This window comes from Enterobacter sp. YSU, from assembly GCF_016082135.1.
In the GTDB taxonomy this organism is placed as follows: domain Bacteria; phylum Pseudomonadota; class Gammaproteobacteria; order Enterobacterales; family Enterobacteriaceae; genus Enterobacter; species Enterobacter hormaechei_C.
Window position 1 is genome coordinate 499152 of the sequence record NZ_CP059487.1, and the last position, 17511, is coordinate 516662.

Genomic DNA, 17511 nt, shown 5'->3' on the forward strand with positions numbered 1-17511 from the left:
ACAATGCCATTTAATGGGGTTGTAAAACGTTGAGTGAGAGATGGGGATAAGGGGAGGAATTTTCAAGCGGAGGCCGCGCGCGCAGCCTCCGTTTGGTCAGAAAATAATCTTGTGACGTCCGGCCAGCGAGTGTGACAGCGTGGTGCCGTCGACCATCTCCAGCTCACCGCCGACCGGCACGCCGTGGGCGATGCGGCTGGCGTCAACGCCGTACTGCGCGCACAGTTCGGCGATGTAGTTGGCGGTTGCCTCCCCTTCCACCGTCGGGTTGGTGGCGAGGATCACCTCTTTGATGGTTTCCGACTCCAGGCGCTGCTCCAGGCGATCGAGACCGATATCGTCCGGGCCGATGCCATCCAGCGGGGAGAGATGCCCCATCAGCACGAAATAGCGGCCGGAAAACTGCCCGGTTTGTTCGATGGCGTAGATGTCCGCCGGACTCTCCACCACGCAAATCTGACCGTTTTCCTGACGACGCGGGTTCGTGCAGATGTTACATACGTCCTGCTCGGTAAAGGTCCGGCAATCCGCACAGTGACCAATTTCTGACATGGCGCGGGTCAGAGCCTGCGCCAGGCGCATCCCGCCGCTGCGGTCGCGCTGCAATAGCGTAAACGCCATACGCTGCGCCGACTTCGGGCCAACGCCCGGCAGGCAGCGCAGTGCTTCCATTAACTGCGTGAGCAGCGGACTGGTTTGCATCAGAATGGCATCTTAAAGCCCGGCGGCAGTTGCATACCGCTGGAAACAGAGGCCATTTTCTCTTTCTGGGTTTCGTCGATACGGCGAGCGGCATCGTTAAACGCGGCTGCAACCAGATCTTCCAGCATCTCTTTGTCGTCTTCGAGCAGGCTCGGGTCGATTTCAACGCGACGGCAGTTATGCGCACCGTTGATGGTCACCTTGACCAGACCGGCACCGGATTCACCCGTGACTTCCAGCTGAGCGATCTCTTCCTGCATCTTCTGCATTTTTTCCTGCATCTGCTGAGCCTGCTTCATCAGGCCACCCAGACCGCCTTTTCCACCAAACATAGGCTTCTCTCTTCTTTCACGTTAAGGATTACAACCGTAAGTCAGACTCACGATCAAATGGGGCGAATACTCTCTTCATCCAGATCGGCGTCGAAGAACCGGCGCAGGGTCTGGATGTTGTTATCCGCAATAATCGCCTCGCGCGCCTGCGCGAGCTTCTCTTCATAAATGGCCTGACGCCACTCGAGCGGCGTTTTCACCGCCGGATTATCATCTTCAATGATAGTCAATTCAACCGGCACACCCTGTAATGCGGTAAGCGCCTCGGCCAGCGCCTTTTGCGCGCCAGGGGAGTTGAGGTGCCGCTGGCCAGGGCGCAGGTGCAGACGCACCTGATTACCGTCCTGCTCTTTCCAGGCGTTCAGCGCGACCTGCTCCACCAGCTTCGGCAGTTGCAGTTTGCTGACCTCGGCGGCCCAGGCATCGCGCTCAATGGATTCTTCCGCGAGCTTCGCGGACAGCTCCGGCGTTTTTTCATGCTCCAGCGCCTTTTTCAGCGCTTTTGGCGTGGCGACCACTTCCTTGACCGTTTCAACAACGGTGGTCGCCTTCCAGCGGTATGCCTCTTCTTTCGCCGGGGCTTTTTGCTCGAGCGCGGACGGTGCCGGACGCGACTGCACGCGCTCCGTTACCGAGGCCAGTCGTTCAAGCGCGGCGTTGTTCACCGGCCGCGCTCTTGCAGGCGCTGCCGGTTCACTCTTTTTTGGTTTGGTTGCTCCCTGCGCACGTTGCAACTGGCTTCGTGCGGCAAGCACCGAACTGGTGGCATCCGACAGCGGCACATTTTGCAGCGGCGGCGATGCCGGTTGCGGTGGCACCTGCTGCGGTGACATTACCGCGGTCGGCGCAACCGGCGCAAAGGACTGCCGGGGCGTTTCCGGCTCCGGCAATGGCTTGCGCGGATGGAAGGCCAGCGCGCGCAGCAGCGTCATTTCAACGCCCATCCGGCGATCCGGTGCAAACGGCAGCTCTTTGCGGCCAATCAGCAGCGTCTGATAATAAAGCTGAACGTCAGCCGGCGGCACGGTGCGCGCAAGTTCACGCATCCGCTGTTCAATGGTCGCCATGTCCGCGCCAATGGCCGACGGAGACAGTTGCAGCATCGCCACGCGGTGCAGCAGGCTGAGCATCTCGACCAGCAGCGCTTCCCACTCAATGCCACGGGCAGCGGCGTCGTTGACGAGGGTCATTACCCGCTCACCGTTGGCGGCAATCATCGCTTCAATAAGCGACAGCGCCTGATCGTCATCCAGCGTGCCGAGCATGGTACTGACCGCGTCGGTGGAGAGTTTACCGTCACCGCTGGCAATCGCCTGATCGGTCAGGCTCAACGCATCGCGCAGGCTGCCGTCCGCGGCACGGGCCAGCAGTTGCAGCGCACGCGGCTCGTGGACAATGTTCTCTTCATCGAGGATATGCTCAAGCTGAGCGCGGATCTGCTCAACGTCGAGCGCCTTCAGATGGAATTGCAGGCAGCGCGAGAGGATCGTGACCGGCAGCTTTTGCGGATCGGTGGTCGCCAGCAGGAATTTGACATGCGCAGGCGGCTCTTCCAGCGTTTTCAGCAGGGCGTTGAAGCTGTGGCGCGACAGCATGTGCACTTCATCGATCAGATAGACCTTGAAGCGGCCGCGCGCCGGGGCGTACTGCACGTTGTCGAGCAGATCGCGGGTATCTTCCACTTTGGTGCGCGAGGCGGCGTCGATCTCAATCAGATCGACAAAACGCCCCTGCTCGATCTCACGACAGTTGTCGCACACGCCGCACGGGGTGGCGGTGATCCCGGTTTCGCAGTTCAGACCTTTTGCCAGCAGACGGGCAATAGAGGTTTTACCGACGCCGCGGGTGCCGGAAAAAAGATAGGCGTGATGGATGCGACCTAGCGACAAGCCGTTCGCCAGGGCCGTCAGCACATGTTCCTGACCGACAACGTCAGCAAAGGTTTGTGGTCGCCATTTACGGGCTAACACCTGATAACTCATGGGCAGGCTCTGCAACGCTGGAAGGTGAATTAATGGAGGGGAATGCTATCACAACCTCACCCATTGAGCGAGGTTGTGAGATACGGGATTAATGTCCCGGGAATGGCACCAGGCTGTAGCTGGTAATACCCTGTTTTTCCAGGCGCTGCTCGCCGCCGAGATCGAACAGGTTGATGATGAATGCCGCGTCGGTCACTTCCCCGCCCAGACGACGGATCAGCTTCACGGTCGCTTCGATGGTGCCGCCGGTTGCCAGCAGATCGTCCACCACCAGCACTTTGTCGCCTGGCTTGATGGCATCAACGTGAATTTCCAGCTGATCGGTGCCGTATTCCAGCTCATAGCTCTCAGCAATGGTTTCACGCGGCAGTTTGCGCGGCTTACGCACCGGCACAAAACCCACGCCCATCGCCAGCGCAACCGGTGCGCCAAACAGGAAGCCACGGGCTTCAGTACCTACTACTTTGGTGATCCCGGCGTTTTTATAACGCTCAACCAGCAGTTCAATGCTGAGGGCGTACGCTTTCGGGTCTTCCAGCAAGCTGGTGACATCGCGGAAAAGAATGCCAGGTTTTGGATAGTCCTGGATACTTTTGATGCTATTTTTCAGATATTCAAGCTGCTGTGCAGTTGCGGTCATCGGTTTGTGCCTAAATGAAACAGTGTTACTCACGGCGCGCGACGAGTCGGTCAAAGTAACAGTTGTTTAACCTTTGACCAGGCGCACCTGTGCTCGAAAACGGTCGAATTTACTGGCTGTGCGCCATAATTGCAACCGCCATGATGAGGCTTCAGTGCTTTTGTTGCTTTTCATCAACCACGGGGATCCGCCACATAAAGATCAGCAGGCAAACCAGGATCGCCAGCAGCAGAATGCGCACCCACATCATTTTCACCAGCCATAACGAGACGGCGAAGGTGATCAGGATGAAGGCAATGGCGCGCGGCTTGGCCCCGGGCGGCATGGCCCGGTGTTTTTGCCAGTGCCGCAGGTAGCCGCCAAACCACGAGCGGTACAGAAGCCAGTGGTGAAAACGCGGCGACGAGCGGGCGAAGCACCAGGCGGCCAACAGGATAAACGGGGTGGTCGGCAGCAAGGGTAAAACCACACCCAGCGTGCCCAGCACTACCGCGAGCCAGCCAATGATGATTAAAATAGTACGCTGCATAATGCGAATCGTTATCAAACTGAACGGCTACTTTACCACTGGAGAGCGCCTTGAAAACAGCACTGCTTCTTGAGAGGCTGCAAAATCAGCTGATCGCGCTGCGGGCGCAGGCCACGCCGTTGATGGGCCACGCCACGCTGAAACCGCGCTTTGACCGACAGCTCTTCCGCACCCGCAGCACCGTCATTGAGGATTATCTTGCTGAAGCGCAGACCAATCTCGACGAGCTTCGTCACGCGGTTGAGAGTGAACAGCAGGAACAGGTCGCGTGGCTTGCGGAGCATCTTACCGAGCAGATCACCGCCCTGCACCGGGAAATCGCCGCCTGGCCGTTACGGGCGTGGGACAGCGCCTCGCCGGGGCTCGGTAAATGGCAGCGCAAGCGGCTGGAGAACCAGGAGTTTGAGCGCCGTCTGTTTGAGATGAAGCGCGAGCGCGAAGCCCGCCTGAACACCAGCGAAACGCTGGAAGAGCAGCAGTTATTAATGCGTGAAATCAGCGCGCTGGAAGGCCGCATCGTCCGCTGCCGTCAGGCGCTGGATGAGATTGAACGCGTCATTGAACGCCTGACCCGTTAACAGGAGCCACTGATGTCACTGGAAAATGCCCCCGACGAGGTCAAGCTGGCCGTCGATTTAATTATGCTGCTGGAAAATCACGAGATCCCGGCGGAGACGGTGCTGAAAGCGCTGGAGATTGTGCGACGAGATTTTGAGGGGAAACTTCCCCCTCACCCTACCCTCTCCCCAGAGGAGAGAGGGAAATAGATTAGGCGGGAGTAGGGTCGTCCCCCTTAATTTCGCGCTTCACTTCCGTATGCTCATCGCCTTTCTCGTTGCGCAGATGAACCTCAAGCTGGTTAAAGGCGATATTAATATCGTTTTCACGACACAGACGGTCAATGGTGCGGTTCAGCTCATCGACGGTGTAGCTGCGATCGCGCAGTTCGCGTACGTACAGGCGCAGCTCATGATCCAAAGTGCTCGGCCCGAAGGTGGTGAAGAATACCGCTGGCGCAGGATCGTGCATCACTTTTGGATGGTCAGCTGCCGCCTTCAGCAGTACCTCTTTCACCTTGTCCAGATCCGAGCCATAGGCCACCCCGAGTCGGATCACCACGCGAGTGGTGGTATCCGAGAGCGACCAGTTGATCAGACGCTCGGTCACAAACGCTTTGTTCGGGATGATCACCTCTTTACGATCGAAGTCGGTAATGGTGGTCGCACGAATGCGGATCTTGCTGACGGTCCCGGAGAAAGTACCGATGGTGACGGTATCGCCGATACGCACCGGACGTTCGAACAGGATAATCAGGCCAGAGACAAAGTTACCGAAGATCTCCTGCAAGCCGAAGCCCAGACCCACTGACAACGCCGCCGCCAGCCACTGGAGTTTATCCCACGAGACGCCCAGCGAGCCGAATACCGTCATCGCCCCGACAATAATAATGACGTAGTTCAGGATGGTGGTAATGGCGTACGACGCCCCCTGACGCAGGTTCAGCCTTGAGAGCACCAGCACTTCCAGCAGACCCGGCAGGTTGCGGATCAACGCCCAGGCAACCACTGACGACACCAGCGCAAAGAGCAGGCTGCCCATGGTGACGCTTTTCATTACCGCAGCGCCCGCTTCGGTACCGTTGTATTGCCAGAGCGTGATACTGTCGAGGTAGGCGAAGACGGTAATTAAATCAGACCAGATGGCCCAGAACATCACCGCAAACAGGGCGATCATCACCAGCATGGTAATACGCATCGTTTGCTGGTTAACCTGCTCCAGAGCAATGGTCGGCTCTTCCTGCGGCTCTGCCCCTTCAGCCCCCTCTTTCACCTGATGCTGCCGACGGGCAACAGCACGACGATACGCAATGCGGCGCGCCGCCACGCTCAAACCACGCAGCACGGTCTGGAACAGCAGGTTCCATACAATCACCAGATAAACCGTTTCGATCCAGCGACCGGACAGACGCAGCGTGGTATAGAAGTAACCCGTCGCCGTCAGCACCATCAGCGCCAGAGGAATGATCGCCAGTACCGTTACGGTAGCCAGACGAAGATTGTGGGACTCTTTATCCCGCCAGCTGTCGCGGCACATTGGCCACATCAGAACGGCAATCAGCAGCAGGTTCAGCATAATCACCAGTTGCCCCAGCACGTCATCCATCAGGTGCAGCGGGGAAAGCTCCGCCACAACTGACCAGAAGTGCAGCGGCAGCAGCGCGAGGCTGATGCGCACAATCTGGCGACGCCAGTGGCTGGTGAGTTTTTCCGGCATGTTGAAGTGGCGGACGGCGACGCCATCTTTTTCCAGCACTTTCCAGCACAGACCAAACACCAGCCAGAACAGCGCCAGCTTCTTGCTGAACGCCCACAGCAGATCGCTGATATTCAGCTGCATGGTCAGCAGGATCAGGCCCACGGCGAGTATCAACAGGCAGACCGGCAGAGCACGGATCAGATCGATCAGGATCGCTTTCGGGGTGTGCAGCTGGCTGTCGTTACGCAGTTGCCCCACTTCCGAGGCCAGCTTCGCCTGGTACTGTTTCAGCCATTTCAAACGCCAGCGTATGACGCCAGCGATGAGCAGCAAAGGCAGCCCCGTCAGGAAGGCGATCATCACCGCAGGCCAGGCTTTCTCCCAGTTCACGGTAATTTTCATGCTTTTGATCTGGGATTTCAGCGTTTCCGGGAAAGATTTAAACCAGTCCCAGTCCATGGGTTTATTGCTGTTCACCCAGAAAATCTGCTGGGTCAGGATCTCCTGGAGGCTTTTAGAAACGCTCACCAGCTGCTGCTGGTTGATTTGCAGGTTAATCGCCATCATCAGCTGGTTGCCCAGCTGCTTGTTAAGCTGATCGAGCAATTCGCGGCGCATGTCCACCACCTGCAACAGCGCGTCGTGAACTTCAGCGTTCACTTCACCTGAATGGCCCTCTTCCACTTTGGCAACGAAGGTATCGCTCTGAAATAGCGCATCGCGCTGCTGGTTAACGTCAAACTGTTCAAGACGCAAATCCGCAATGCGGTTGGTCATGTCTTCCAGCTCGTCGGCGGAAGGCAGCGTCTGCTGTTGCTGGTAGAGAATGCGCGACAGCAGCAGGCTGCCCTTCAGGACGGCAATCTGCTCCTTGACGTTGCGCTCGGCCTGCAAAGCGCGATCCAGCCAGTTTTTGACCTTAATATTTTGCTGCACCAGCGCGCTGCCGTTTTCAGTCGCCTGAATCAGACGCTCGCTCAGCTGGTGGTTAATCTCCAGCTCCTGCTTCACCAGCGGGTTGGCCTGAATACGGGCCGTCTCGTCTGGCGAAACCGCTTCCTGCGCCGTTTTTTCAGTCAGCGTCAGGCGCTTGCTGTTCACCGCTTCCTGCAACAACTGAAGCTGATGCTCAAGCCGGTTGATATTCGCGGTCACGTAGTCACGCTGTTTTTGCAGCGCATCCTGTAGCACCGTGTTGCCTTCCAGACTCTTACGCTGCTGTTCAATCTCCGCGTTTAGCAGCGTCTGCTGGATGTTCAGCAGCGTTTGCTGGGTGGGACGAAGCGCCCCTTCCCCCACGGTGATGCCATTCAGACGGTTACGTATCTGCTGTAGCTGTTGCGACGCCGAGTACATGGCGTTCTGCACGCGCTCAGGCTGGGTTTGCAGCGAAACCAGCTGGCTGTTGTAGGTTGAGAGATCGGATTGCGCCGTTTGCAGATCGTCCAGCAGCTGCGCCACGCGCGACTCAAGCTGGCGCAACGACAGCGTGGCAAGCGTTTTTCGGGTTTCATCGTCGTTATCGACGTCGCTGAGCGCACTCAGCGCCTCCGTTGCCTTACGCATGTTCTCCGGCGCCTGAGCGACCTTCTGCCGTAGCTGGGCCGTTTCGGCTTTGATGCGTTCGATCTTGTCCAGCGTTTCCAGGGTTTCCGTCAGATCCTGCTGAACGAGTTTTTCCTGGGCGGAGAGATCTTTTTGCTTATTCAGGGTGTCGAGTTGCGACTGAACATCAGCACGCGTGGGAATGTCACTGCCGTTGTCTGCACGGGCCCATGAAAGCGGCGCGGCTGCAAAGTAAAACAGCAGGATCAAAAACAGGGCCAGAACAGGATGTTGCGAGCGATTGATGTGCAGCATAGTTGTGAATGTGATGTGAGAAATGACCGGAAATAGTCGGGCATGAAGGATATCACGCCCGGCTGAAGCAGAATAGTACGACGGAAAGGGTCTACGATTTTTACCATGCCCGATCAGGCAGAGCGCGGGCTAAGTTTACTTTGAAGGGTCGGACAGAGCTGGCACATCTCAAGAAAAATTTCGACGTAGCTGCGCGCCTCTGATCTGAGATCGAACGACTCCGGAGCAAAAAGCCAGTTTTCCATCAGGCCGGAAATATAGCTGCGCATCAGGATCGCCGCCCGGCGGGTGAGTAATGTGGCAGGAAGCATTTTGGCCTGCATGCACTCCGTGAGGACCTGTTCGATGCGATCGTAGCTTTCCAGACACAGGTCGCGCTGCGCCTGTTGAACCACCGCCATTTCACCAACGAACTCACATTTATGGAAGATGATTTCCATCATCAGACGACGACGCTCTTCAACAACCGTCGCTTCAAGGATATATACTAGAATTTCTCTTAACACTGAGAGTGGATCGTGAGGGAATTTTGCCCGATACTCACTCTCAAGATCGCTAATGCTGGACTCTGAAAGCTCCCAGATTTCACCAAACAGATCGGACTTGTCTTTGAAATGCCAGTAAATCGCTCCCCGCGTGACGCCCGCGGCCTGAGCAATCTGTGCCAGCGAGGTTGCCGAAACACCCTGCTGTGAGAACAAACGCATTGCCACATCCAGAATGTGTTGTCGGGTTTCCAGCGCTTGTTGTTTGGTTTTTCGTGCCATACGTTGATGAATTTACAGGAGTCAGATTTACATACATTTATGAATGTATGTACCATAGCATGACGATAATATAAACGCAGCAATGGGTTTTTAGACTCAGGACCCTTGATCAATTTGAAATCGGACACTCGAGGTTTACATATGAACAAAAACAGAGGGTTAACGCCTCTGGCGGTCGTTCTGATGCTCTCAGGCAGCTTAGCGCTTACAGGATGTGACGACAAACAGGCTCAACAAGGAGCTCAGCAGGTGCCAGAAGTTGGCGTCGTGACGCTCAAATCCGAACCTCTCCAGATGACAACAGAACTACCGGGCCGCACCAGCGCCTACCGCATTGCGGAAGTGCGTCCGCAGGTGAGCGGTATCATCCTGAAACGTAACTTCACCGAAGGCGGTGATGTCAAGGCAGGCGAGTCTCTGTATCAGATTGATCCAGCAACCTATCAGGCGTCTTATGAGAGCGCTAAGGGCGATCTGGCTAAAGCCGAAGCGGCAGCCAAAATCTCGCAGCTGACGTTGAATCGTTACAAGAAACTGCTCGGCACGCAGTACATCAGCCAACAGGATTACGATTCTGCCCTGGCCGATGCACAGCAAGCCAACGCAGCCGTTGTGGCGGCGAAAGCGGCGGTAGAAACCGCGCGTATTAACCTGGCCTACACCAAAGTGACCTCCCCTATCAGCGGTCGCATTGGTAAATCAGCCGTCACCGAAGGTGCGCTGGTGCAGAACGGTCAAACCAACGCGCTGGCCACCGTGCAGCAGCTCGACCCGATCTACGTTGACGTCACCCAGTCCAGCAACGATTTCCTGCGTCTCAAACAGGAGCTGGCTAACGGCACCCTGAAACAGGAAAACGGTAAAGCCAAAGTGGAACTGGTTACCAACGACGGTATCAAGTTCTCACAGACTGGCACACTGGAATTTTCTGATGTGACCGTCGATCAGACCACCGGCTCTATCACCATCCGGGCCATTTTCCCCAATCCGGATAAAACCCTGCTGCCCGGTATGTTCGTACGCGCCCGTCTTGAGGAAGGGACTAACCCAAGCGCCATTCTGGTTCCTCAGCAAGGTGTGACCCGTACGCCACGCGGCGATGCGAGCGCACTGGTTGTGGGTGCCGATAACAAAGTCGAAACACGCAATATCACTGCAACGCAGGCGATTGGCGACAAGTGGCTGGTAACGGAAGGTCTGAAAGATGGCGATCGCGTAATTATTACTGGTTTGCAAAAAGTTCGTCCTGGTGCGCAGGTCAAAGCTCAGGAAGTGAAATCTGACGACAAACAACAAGCGTCGGCCGCTGGCCAGTCAGAACAAACCAAGTCTTAACTTAAACAGGAGCCGTTAAGACATGCCTAATTTCTTTATCGATCGCCCCATATTTGCGTGGGTGATCGCCATAATCATCATGCTGGCCGGGGGACTTGCGATCCTGAAGCTGCCTGTCGCGCAATATCCAACGATTGCGCCGCCGGCAGTGACGATCTCCGCAACCTATCCGGGCGCTGATGCCAAAACGGTGCAGGATACCGTTACGCAGGTTATCGAACAGAACATGAACGGTATCGATAACCTGATGTACATGTCCTCAAACAGTGACTCAACCGGTACGGTTCAGATCACCCTGACCTTTGAATCCGGTACGGATGCGGACATTGCACAGGTTCAGGTGCAGAACAAATTGCAGCTGGCGATGCCTCTGCTGCCGCAGGAAGTACAACAGCAGGGCGTGAGCGTCGAGAAATCGTCCAGTAGCTTCCTGATGGTTGTCGGCGTGATCAACACCAACGGCACCATGACGCAGGAGGATATTTCCGACTACGTGGGCGCCAACATGAAGGACGCCATCAGCCGTACGTCTGGTGTGGGTGACGTTCAGCTGTTCGGTTCCCAGTACGCGATGCGTATCTGGATGGATCCGAATAAACTGAACAACTTCCAGCTGACGCCGGTTGACGTTATCAGCGCAATTAAAGCGCAGAACGCCCAGGTTGCCGCCGGTCAGTTGGGTGGTACACCGCCGGTGAAAGGCCAGCAGCTTAACGCGTCGATCATCGCGCAAACGCGTCTGACCTCCGCCGATGAGTTCAGCAAAATTCTGCTGAAGGTGAATCAGGACGGTTCGCAGGTTCGCCTGCGTGACGTGGCGAAGGTTGAGCTGGGCGGTGAGAACTACGACATCATTGCGAAGTTCAACGGTAAACCGGCTTCCGGTCTGGGTATCAAACTGGCGACGGGCGCGAACGCCCTGGACACCGCGACGGCTATCCGTGCAGAACTGAAGAAGATGGAACCGTTCTTCCCGTCAGGTCTGAAAATCGTTTATCCGTATGACACCACGCCATTCGTTAAAATTTCGATTCACGAAGTGGTGAAAACCCTGGTTGAGGCGATCATTCTCGTCTTCCTGGTGATGTACTTGTTCCTGCAAAACTTCCGCGCAACGCTGATCCCAACCATCGCCGTGCCGGTTGTACTGCTCGGGACCTTCGCGGTGCTGGCGATATTTGGCTACTCGATAAACACCCTGACGATGTTCGGGATGGTGCTCGCCATCGGCCTGCTGGTGGATGACGCCATCGTGGTGGTCGAAAACGTCGAGCGTGTCATGGCGGAAGAAGGCCTGCCGCCGAAGGAAGCAACCCGTAAATCAATGGGCCAGATCCAGGGCGCGCTGGTCGGTATCGCGATGGTACTGTCTGCGGTATTTATCCCGATGGCCTTCTTTGGCGGCTCTACCGGTGCGATTTACCGTCAGTTCTCCATCACCATTGTTTCGGCGATGGCGCTGTCGGTACTGGTTGCACTGATCCTGACGCCAGCCCTGTGCGCGACGATGCTGAAGCCGATTCAGAAAGGCGGTCACGGCGAGCATAAGGGCTTCTTCGGCTGGTTCAACCGCATGTTTGATAAGAGTACGCACCACTACACCGACAGCGTGGGTAACATCCTGCGCAGCACCGGTCGTTACCTGCTGCTCTATATCATCATCGTGGTGGGGATGGCTTTCCTGTTCGTTCGTCTGCCAAGCTCGTTCCTGCCAGATGAAGACCAGGGCGTGTTCCTGAGTATGGCGCAGCTTCCGGCCGGTGCGACGCAAGAGCGTACGCAAAAGGTGCTGGATGAGATGACCGACTACTTCCTGACCAAAGAGAAAGACAACGTCGAATCCGTGTTTGCGGTTAACGGCTTTGGCTTCGCGGGTCGTGGTCAGAACACCGGTATCGCCTTCGTTTCTCTGAAAGACTGGTCTGAACGTCCGGGCGCAGAGAACAAGGTAGAAGCCATTACCGGCCGCGCGATGGGCACCTTCTCACAGATTAAAGATGCGATGGTCTTCGCCTTTAACCTGCCAGCGATTGTTGAACTGGGTACGGCGACCGGCTTCGACTTCCAGCTGATTGACCAGGGCGGTCTGGGCCACGAAAAACTGACTCAGGCGCGTAACCAGCTGTTTGGCGAGGTGGCAAAACACCCTGACCTGCTGGTGGGCGTTCGCCCTAACGGTCTGGAAGATACGCCGCAGTACAAGATCGATATCGACCAGGAAAAAGCGCAGGCGCTGGGTGTTTCCATCAGCGACATTAATACCACGCTGGGTGCAGCCTGGGGTGGCAGCTACGTCAACGACTTCATCGACCGTGGTCGCGTGAAGAAAGTCTACGTGATGTCCGAAGCGCAATACCGTATGCTGCCGAACGATATCAACAACTGGTATGTTCGCGGCAGCGATGGCCAGATGGTGCCGTTCTCCGCCTTCTCAACCTCGCGCTGGGAATACGGTTCACCGCGTCTGGAGCGTTATAACGGCTTGCCATCGATGGAAATCCTCGGTCAGGCAGCGCCGGGCCGAAGCACCGGTGAAGCCATGAACCTGATGGAAGAACTGGCCAGCAAACTGCCTGCGGGTGTCGGCTACGACTGGACCGGCATGTCCTATCAGGAACGTCTGTCCGGTAACCAGGCCCCTGCCCTGTACGCCATTTCACTGATTGTGGTGTTCCTGTGTCTGGCGGCATTGTATGAGAGCTGGTCGATTCCATTCTCCGTTATGCTGGTGGTTCCGCTGGGGGTTATCGGTGCGCTGCTTGCCGCAACGTTCCGTGGGCTGACCAACGACGTTTACTTCCAGGTGGGCCTGCTGACAACCATTGGCTTGTCGGCGAAGAACGCGATACTAATCGTCGAATTCGCCAAAGATCTGATGGAGAAAGAAGGAAAAGGCCTGATTGAAGCAACGCTGGAAGCCGTTCGTATGCGTTTGCGTCCAATCCTGATGACGTCCCTGGCATTTATCCTCGGCGTTATGCCGCTGGTTATCAGCTCCGGCGCGGGCTCCGGCGCACAGAACGCAGTAGGTACCGGCGTAATGGGTGGGATGGTAACCGCGACCGTTCTTGCGATCTTCTTCGTACCGGTGTTCTTCGTGGTGGTTCGCCGCCGCTTCAGCCGTAAGAATGAAGACGTTGAGCACAATCATTCGGTAGAACATCACTGATACCGGTTTCACATGATAAAAAGGCCGCATTTGCGGCCTTTTTCTTTTTCAGAAAAAATCATAAAATAGACCTATTGCCTTTCTATTTATTTTCCTCTTTTTTAATAAGGCCTATCATAATAGGCCGATAACTTACACCAGGAACTCAGCATTCTTTTATTATCATTTCGTGACGTAAATTATTCGGACTATTCCTAAGCAATGGAAAATATCTGAAGATATCTGGTTTCGGACTTCACATGAAACTTTGCGCTAACTCAATGAATTCTAAGGAACCGATAAAAATCGTCTTTTTTATTGATTAACGCGTTCGCTGCAAAAGGTAGATTTGCGTAAAGGCTCGAACAGTAACGATTTAATTGTAATTTTTCGTAATAGCGCGGTGAAATCTTGATCAGAGTGGCTTATAGTTAGAGTTATCAGGAACACAGCTCCCGTGTGGCTAAGCAAGTTGTATCCATCCCGACATGATGTTCGGTGAGTAAAAAATCACTCAGAAGGGGATGCGCTATGGACGAGTACTCGCCAAAAAGGCATGATATCGCGCAGTTGAAATTTCTCTGCGAATCCTTGTACCATGACTGCCTTACCAATCTTGAAGAAAGTAACCATGGCTGGGTGAACGATCCAACGTCTGCTATCAATTTACAGCTTAACGAGCTGATCGAGCATATCGCCACCTTCGCACTTAATTATAAAATTAAGTACAATGAAGATAATAAGTTGATAGAGCAAATTGATGAATACCTGGACGACACCTTTATGTTGTTCAGCAGCTACGGCATTAACGCACAGGATTTGCAGAAATGGCGTAAATCAGGAAACCGTCTATTTCGCTGCTTCACTAATGTCAGCAGAGCTAATCCGGTTAGTCTTTCCTGTTAAAATTATTACAATTACTAAGGTGAATTTATGTCTGATAAACCATTAACAAAAGTCGATTATTTGATGCGCCTGCGACGCTGCCAGTCAATTGACACTCTCGAACGTGTTATTGAGAAAAATAAATACGAGCTGTCTGATAATGAACTGGCGGTATTTTATTCAGCTGCCGACCATCGTCTTGCTGAGCTGACCATGAATAAACTGTATGACAAGATCCCCTCTTCGGTGTGGAAATTTGTTCGTTAATCGTTGAAGAGAGACTGTAAAGGCATTACGCCCGTTGTTAAGCTGAATTTACCTTTCGAATTACGCTTCAAATGCAAACGCCAGGTTCCCGTATAAAACGTATTTATGCGCAAGAATGTTGTGACTCCCGTCACAGCCACTTTTAGGGAACGTTCCCTTTCTGGTTAATCCTCTTTACGCTGCGTAAAACGATTCCAGAGAGGTTCCCATGAGTGAAGAAAAACAGAAGATGATTGCAGGTGAATATTACCGCCCTGGCGATGACACGCTGAGGGCTGACCGTTTACGCGCGCGTCATCTTGTTCACCGCTATAACCATACCGCACCCGATGAGAAGGCCGAACGTCGCGCCTTATTAGCTGACCTGCTGGGTCAAAGCGAAGGTGCCTATATAGAGCCAAGCTTCCGCTGCGACTACGGGTATAACATCTATCTGGGCAACAATTTTTACGCTAACTTCGATTGCGTCATGCTGGACGTCTGCCCTGTACGCATTGGCGATAACTGTATGCTTGCGCCGGGAGTGCACATTTATACGGCCACGCATCCTCTGGATGCGACCGAACGTAACAGCGGGCTGGAGTACGGTAAACCGGTCACCATTGGTGATAATGTCTGGATCGGCGGACGCGCGGTGATTAATCCAGGCGTGACCATTGGCGATAATGCCGTTATCGCTTCCGGCGCGGTAGTGACCAAAGACGTGCCGGCCAATGCGGTAGTGGGCGGGAATCCGGCGAAAATCATTAAAATGATCTAAGCGCATCCTGAGTAACTGTTATGCTTTTTCCTGGCATAACTGTTACTTTCATCGCATAAACCCCTCTCATAAAATAGGCAGATCACCTGTATTTTTAACAATCATAAAGGCAAAAAATGACAGAGATACAGCGCCTGCTTACCGCCACCATCGACGATCTCAATACCCGCGAAAAGCGCGACAATCGCCCGCGCTTTAGCATCAGCTTTATTCGCAAACACCCCGGATTGTTCGTCGCCATGTACGCCGCCTGGCTGGCAACGCTTATCGTCATGCTGAAGTCTGAAACACTGGTCGATTCCGTCTGGCTACTGGTTGTGCTGTTCGTGGTGTTTAACGCGTTTTTCTTTTTCGACGTCAATCCGCGTTACCGGTATGAAGATATCGACGTACTCGATTTCCGCGTGTGCTACAACGGGGAGTGGTACAACACGCGTTACGTGCCGAAGGAGCTGATCGACAATATCCTGCTCTCGCCGGCCGTCGAAGCCGGGCAAAAAGAGAAGTTGCAGAAAATGGTCATCACTAAGGGCCAGCTCTCTTTTTATGATGTCTTTACCCTTTCCCGCCCCACTGCTGTGTAATGAGCGTCTGAAGACGTCGGATACCCGGCGCAAACTGCGAAGCAGAGGTATTACCGTAACCTAAAACCAGACCGGTTTGCCCCTGCTTCGTCTCAAGGTAATACCCGCTCAGCGCAGCGGGTGCCAGCTGAAACGCTCTCGCCTGCTCCACCAGCCGCTGGTCGTCGATACCGTCAATCGCCAGCGTCAGGTGCATTCCCCCTTCCCAGGCAAGAACACGGTGCGGCGTATGAAGCTCTGCGCTCAGCACCTCCCGCAGCTGGCGGTAACGCTTACGATAAAGGCGGCGCATGGCGGCAAGATGTCGTGCATAGTGGCCTTCCTCAATAAACAGCGCCAGGGTGCGCTGTTCAGCGCGATGCCCGCCGCGCAGCAGCGAGCCGATGGCCGGACGCGCCGCCTTCGCCAGCGCTGGCGGTAACACCATGAACCCCATCCGGAGCGATGGAAACAGCGTTTTGCTGAACGTCCCCAGATACACAACGGGCGCATTGTTGACCATTCCGAGCATCGCCGGGACGGGCTCACCGGTATAACGAAATTCGCTGTCGTAATCATCCTCAATGATCCACGCGCTGTGCTGCCGGGCCAGTTCCAGCAGCGCCAGACGCCGCCGCGCGCTGAGCACGCTTCCGCAAGGGAACTGATGCGATGGCGAGGTAAAAATCAGCGTGGGTGAAGGCGCAGACAGCCCTTCCCAGCACATCCCCTCGTCATCCACCGGTATGCCGGTCATCGCCAGGCCGGTTTTGACGAAAGCGCTTTTGGCGCCGCTATAGCCGGGATTTTCCACCCAGGCAACATCCCCCGGCTCGCTTAACAGCATCGTGCACAGATTGACGCCCTCCAGCGCCCCTTCGGTTATCACAATCTGGCTGGCATCGCAGTCAATGCCGCGGGACAGCGCAAGATGGCGGGCAACGGCGGCCCGCAGCGTCGGCTCGCCGGCCGGGTCGCCATACCCTAACAGGGTGCTTCCCTCCTCGCGCAGAACACGATCGTACAACCGCCGCCACAGCGGTAAGGGGAAATAGTTGATGGCAGGCGTTCCCGGCGTAAACGCCATCACCGGGGTGTCGCGCGGCACAGGCGCGGGCAGCAGGGCGACACGTTTTGTCAGCCTGACGTCCGGGTCCGGTAATGTCCGGGTAATCGTACGAGGAGCGAATTGCCCCACCCGCGTACCCTGGCGGCTACGCAGCAAATAACCTTCGAGCGTGAGCTGGTCCAGCGCCGCGTTGACGGTGTTTCGGGACACCGAGATCTGCTGCGCCAGCGTTCGTGAGCCGGGCAAATGGCTGCCGGACCGAAGCCTTCCGCACAGTATGGCCTCCCGCAAAGCAAGATAGAGCGCACGCTGGAGCGTCTCTTCCCCACGTTTTTTCAGCGCAGCATGGAGCAAGGTGTAAAGCTCATCACCCGGTATATTCATCATTCCTCCTCGTGGTACCAGAAAAACATAGC

General features: G+C 55.4%; 16 protein-coding genes and 1 other annotated feature. Of the genes, 8 read left to right on the forward strand and 8 right to left on the reverse strand.

All coding sequences use genetic code 11. The annotated features are described in order from the left end of the window. Positions 1-96: 96 nt before the first annotated feature. From recR to H2Z33_RS02395, 5 genes are all read right to left on the reverse strand, one after another. Positions 97-702, reverse strand: coding sequence for a recombination mediator RecR (gene recR, locus H2Z33_RS02375; RefSeq protein ID WP_006809843.1), 606 nt, complete (start codon positions 700-702; stop codon positions 97-99). Beyond that, positions 702-1034: a YbaB/EbfC family nucleoid-associated protein gene (locus H2Z33_RS02380; protein WP_003858972.1), complete on the reverse strand. Its 333-nt coding sequence runs from the start codon at positions 1032-1034 to the stop codon at positions 702-704. Before H2Z33_RS02380 ends, recR begins: the two co-directional genes overlap by 1 nt. 53 nt (positions 1035-1087) lie before the next feature. Continuing rightward, positions 1088-3016, reverse strand: coding sequence for a DNA polymerase III subunit gamma/tau (gene dnaX, locus H2Z33_RS02385; RefSeq protein ID WP_062938184.1), 1929 nt, complete (start codon positions 3014-3016; stop codon positions 1088-1090). Beyond that, positions 1694-1758: a sequence feature (DnaX frameshifting element), on the reverse strand. Its footprint overlaps the gene before it by 65 nt. 88 nt (positions 3017-3104) lie before the next feature. Further along, positions 3105-3656, reverse strand: coding sequence for an adenine phosphoribosyltransferase (gene apt / locus H2Z33_RS02390; RefSeq protein ID WP_000127359.1), 552 nt, complete (start codon positions 3654-3656; stop codon positions 3105-3107). Positions 3657-3807: 151 nt separating this feature from the next. Next, the gene (locus H2Z33_RS02395) at positions 3808-4185 is read right to left on the reverse strand and encodes a DUF454 family protein (protein ID WP_015571246.1); all 378 of its coding nucleotides are present in this window, start codon (positions 4183-4185) and stop codon (positions 3808-3810) included. A 50-nt stretch (positions 4186-4235) separates the two neighbouring features. Here H2Z33_RS02395 and priC point away from each other — a divergent pair, with 50 nt between their 5' ends. Together priC and rsmS are read left to right on the forward strand one after the other, a co-directional pair. Beyond that, on the forward strand, positions 4236-4763 hold the full coding sequence (gene priC / locus H2Z33_RS02400; protein ID WP_017383213.1) for a primosomal replication protein N'': 528 nt from the start codon (positions 4236-4238) through the stop codon (positions 4761-4763). 12 nt (positions 4764-4775) lie between these two features. Next, positions 4776-4952: a pleiotropic regulatory protein RsmS gene (rsmS, locus tag H2Z33_RS02405; protein ID WP_017383212.1), complete on the forward strand. Its 177-nt coding sequence runs from the start codon at positions 4776-4778 to the stop codon at positions 4950-4952. Between the two features lies 1 nt (position 4953). Here the strand turns inward: rsmS and mscK are convergent, their stop codons facing one another. Beyond that, on the reverse strand, positions 4954-8301 hold the full coding sequence (gene mscK / locus H2Z33_RS02410) for a mechanosensitive channel MscK (protein WP_033486648.1): 3348 nt from the start codon (positions 8299-8301) through the stop codon (positions 4954-4956). Between the two features lie 113 nt (positions 8302-8414). Next, entirely contained in the window at positions 8415-9068 is a 654-nt protein-coding gene (gene acrR, locus H2Z33_RS02415) for a multidrug efflux transporter transcriptional repressor AcrR (RefSeq protein WP_015571247.1), read from the reverse strand. Between the two features lie 141 nt (positions 9069-9209). Here acrR and acrA point away from each other — a divergent pair, with 141 nt between their 5' ends. The 6 genes from acrA (at position 9210) to H2Z33_RS02445 (ending at position 16047) form a co-directional block, all read left to right on the forward strand. Further along, a complete protein-coding gene (gene acrA, locus H2Z33_RS02420) occupies positions 9210-10403 on the forward strand; it encodes a multidrug efflux RND transporter periplasmic adaptor subunit AcrA (RefSeq protein ID WP_017694395.1) in 1194 nt (397 codons plus the stop codon). A 22-nt stretch (positions 10404-10425) separates the two neighbouring features. Further along, positions 10426-13572: a multidrug efflux RND transporter permease subunit AcrB gene (acrB, locus tag H2Z33_RS02425; protein ID WP_015571248.1), complete on the forward strand. Its 3147-nt coding sequence runs from the start codon at positions 10426-10428 to the stop codon at positions 13570-13572. A 510-nt stretch (positions 13573-14082) separates the two neighbouring features. Then, complete coding sequence (gene tomB, locus H2Z33_RS02430; RefSeq protein WP_063134752.1) at positions 14083-14457, forward strand: Hha toxicity modulator TomB; 375 nt, start codon at positions 14083-14085, stop codon at positions 14455-14457. A gap of 27 nt (positions 14458-14484) precedes the next feature. After that, a complete protein-coding gene (locus tag H2Z33_RS02435; RefSeq protein ID WP_015571250.1) occupies positions 14485-14703 on the forward strand; it encodes an HHA domain-containing protein in 219 nt (72 codons plus the stop codon). Between the two features lie 208 nt (positions 14704-14911). Further along, positions 14912-15463 carry a maltose O-acetyltransferase gene (gene maa, locus H2Z33_RS02440; RefSeq protein ID WP_015571251.1) on the forward strand — a complete coding sequence of 184 codons (552 nt, stop codon included), beginning with the start codon at positions 14912-14914 and terminating at the stop codon, positions 15461-15463. Between the two features lie 116 nt (positions 15464-15579). After that, complete coding sequence (locus H2Z33_RS02445) at positions 15580-16047, forward strand: YlaC family protein (protein WP_023296041.1); 468 nt, start codon at positions 15580-15582, stop codon at positions 16045-16047. On the opposite strand, the gene H2Z33_RS02450 is transcribed toward H2Z33_RS02445, so the two are convergent. Beyond that, entirely contained in the window at positions 16019-17479 is a 1461-nt protein-coding gene (locus tag H2Z33_RS02450) for a PLP-dependent aminotransferase family protein (protein WP_063134751.1), read from the reverse strand. The genes H2Z33_RS02445 and H2Z33_RS02450 overlap by 29 nt on opposite strands. Positions 17480-17511 lie beyond the last annotated feature (32 nt).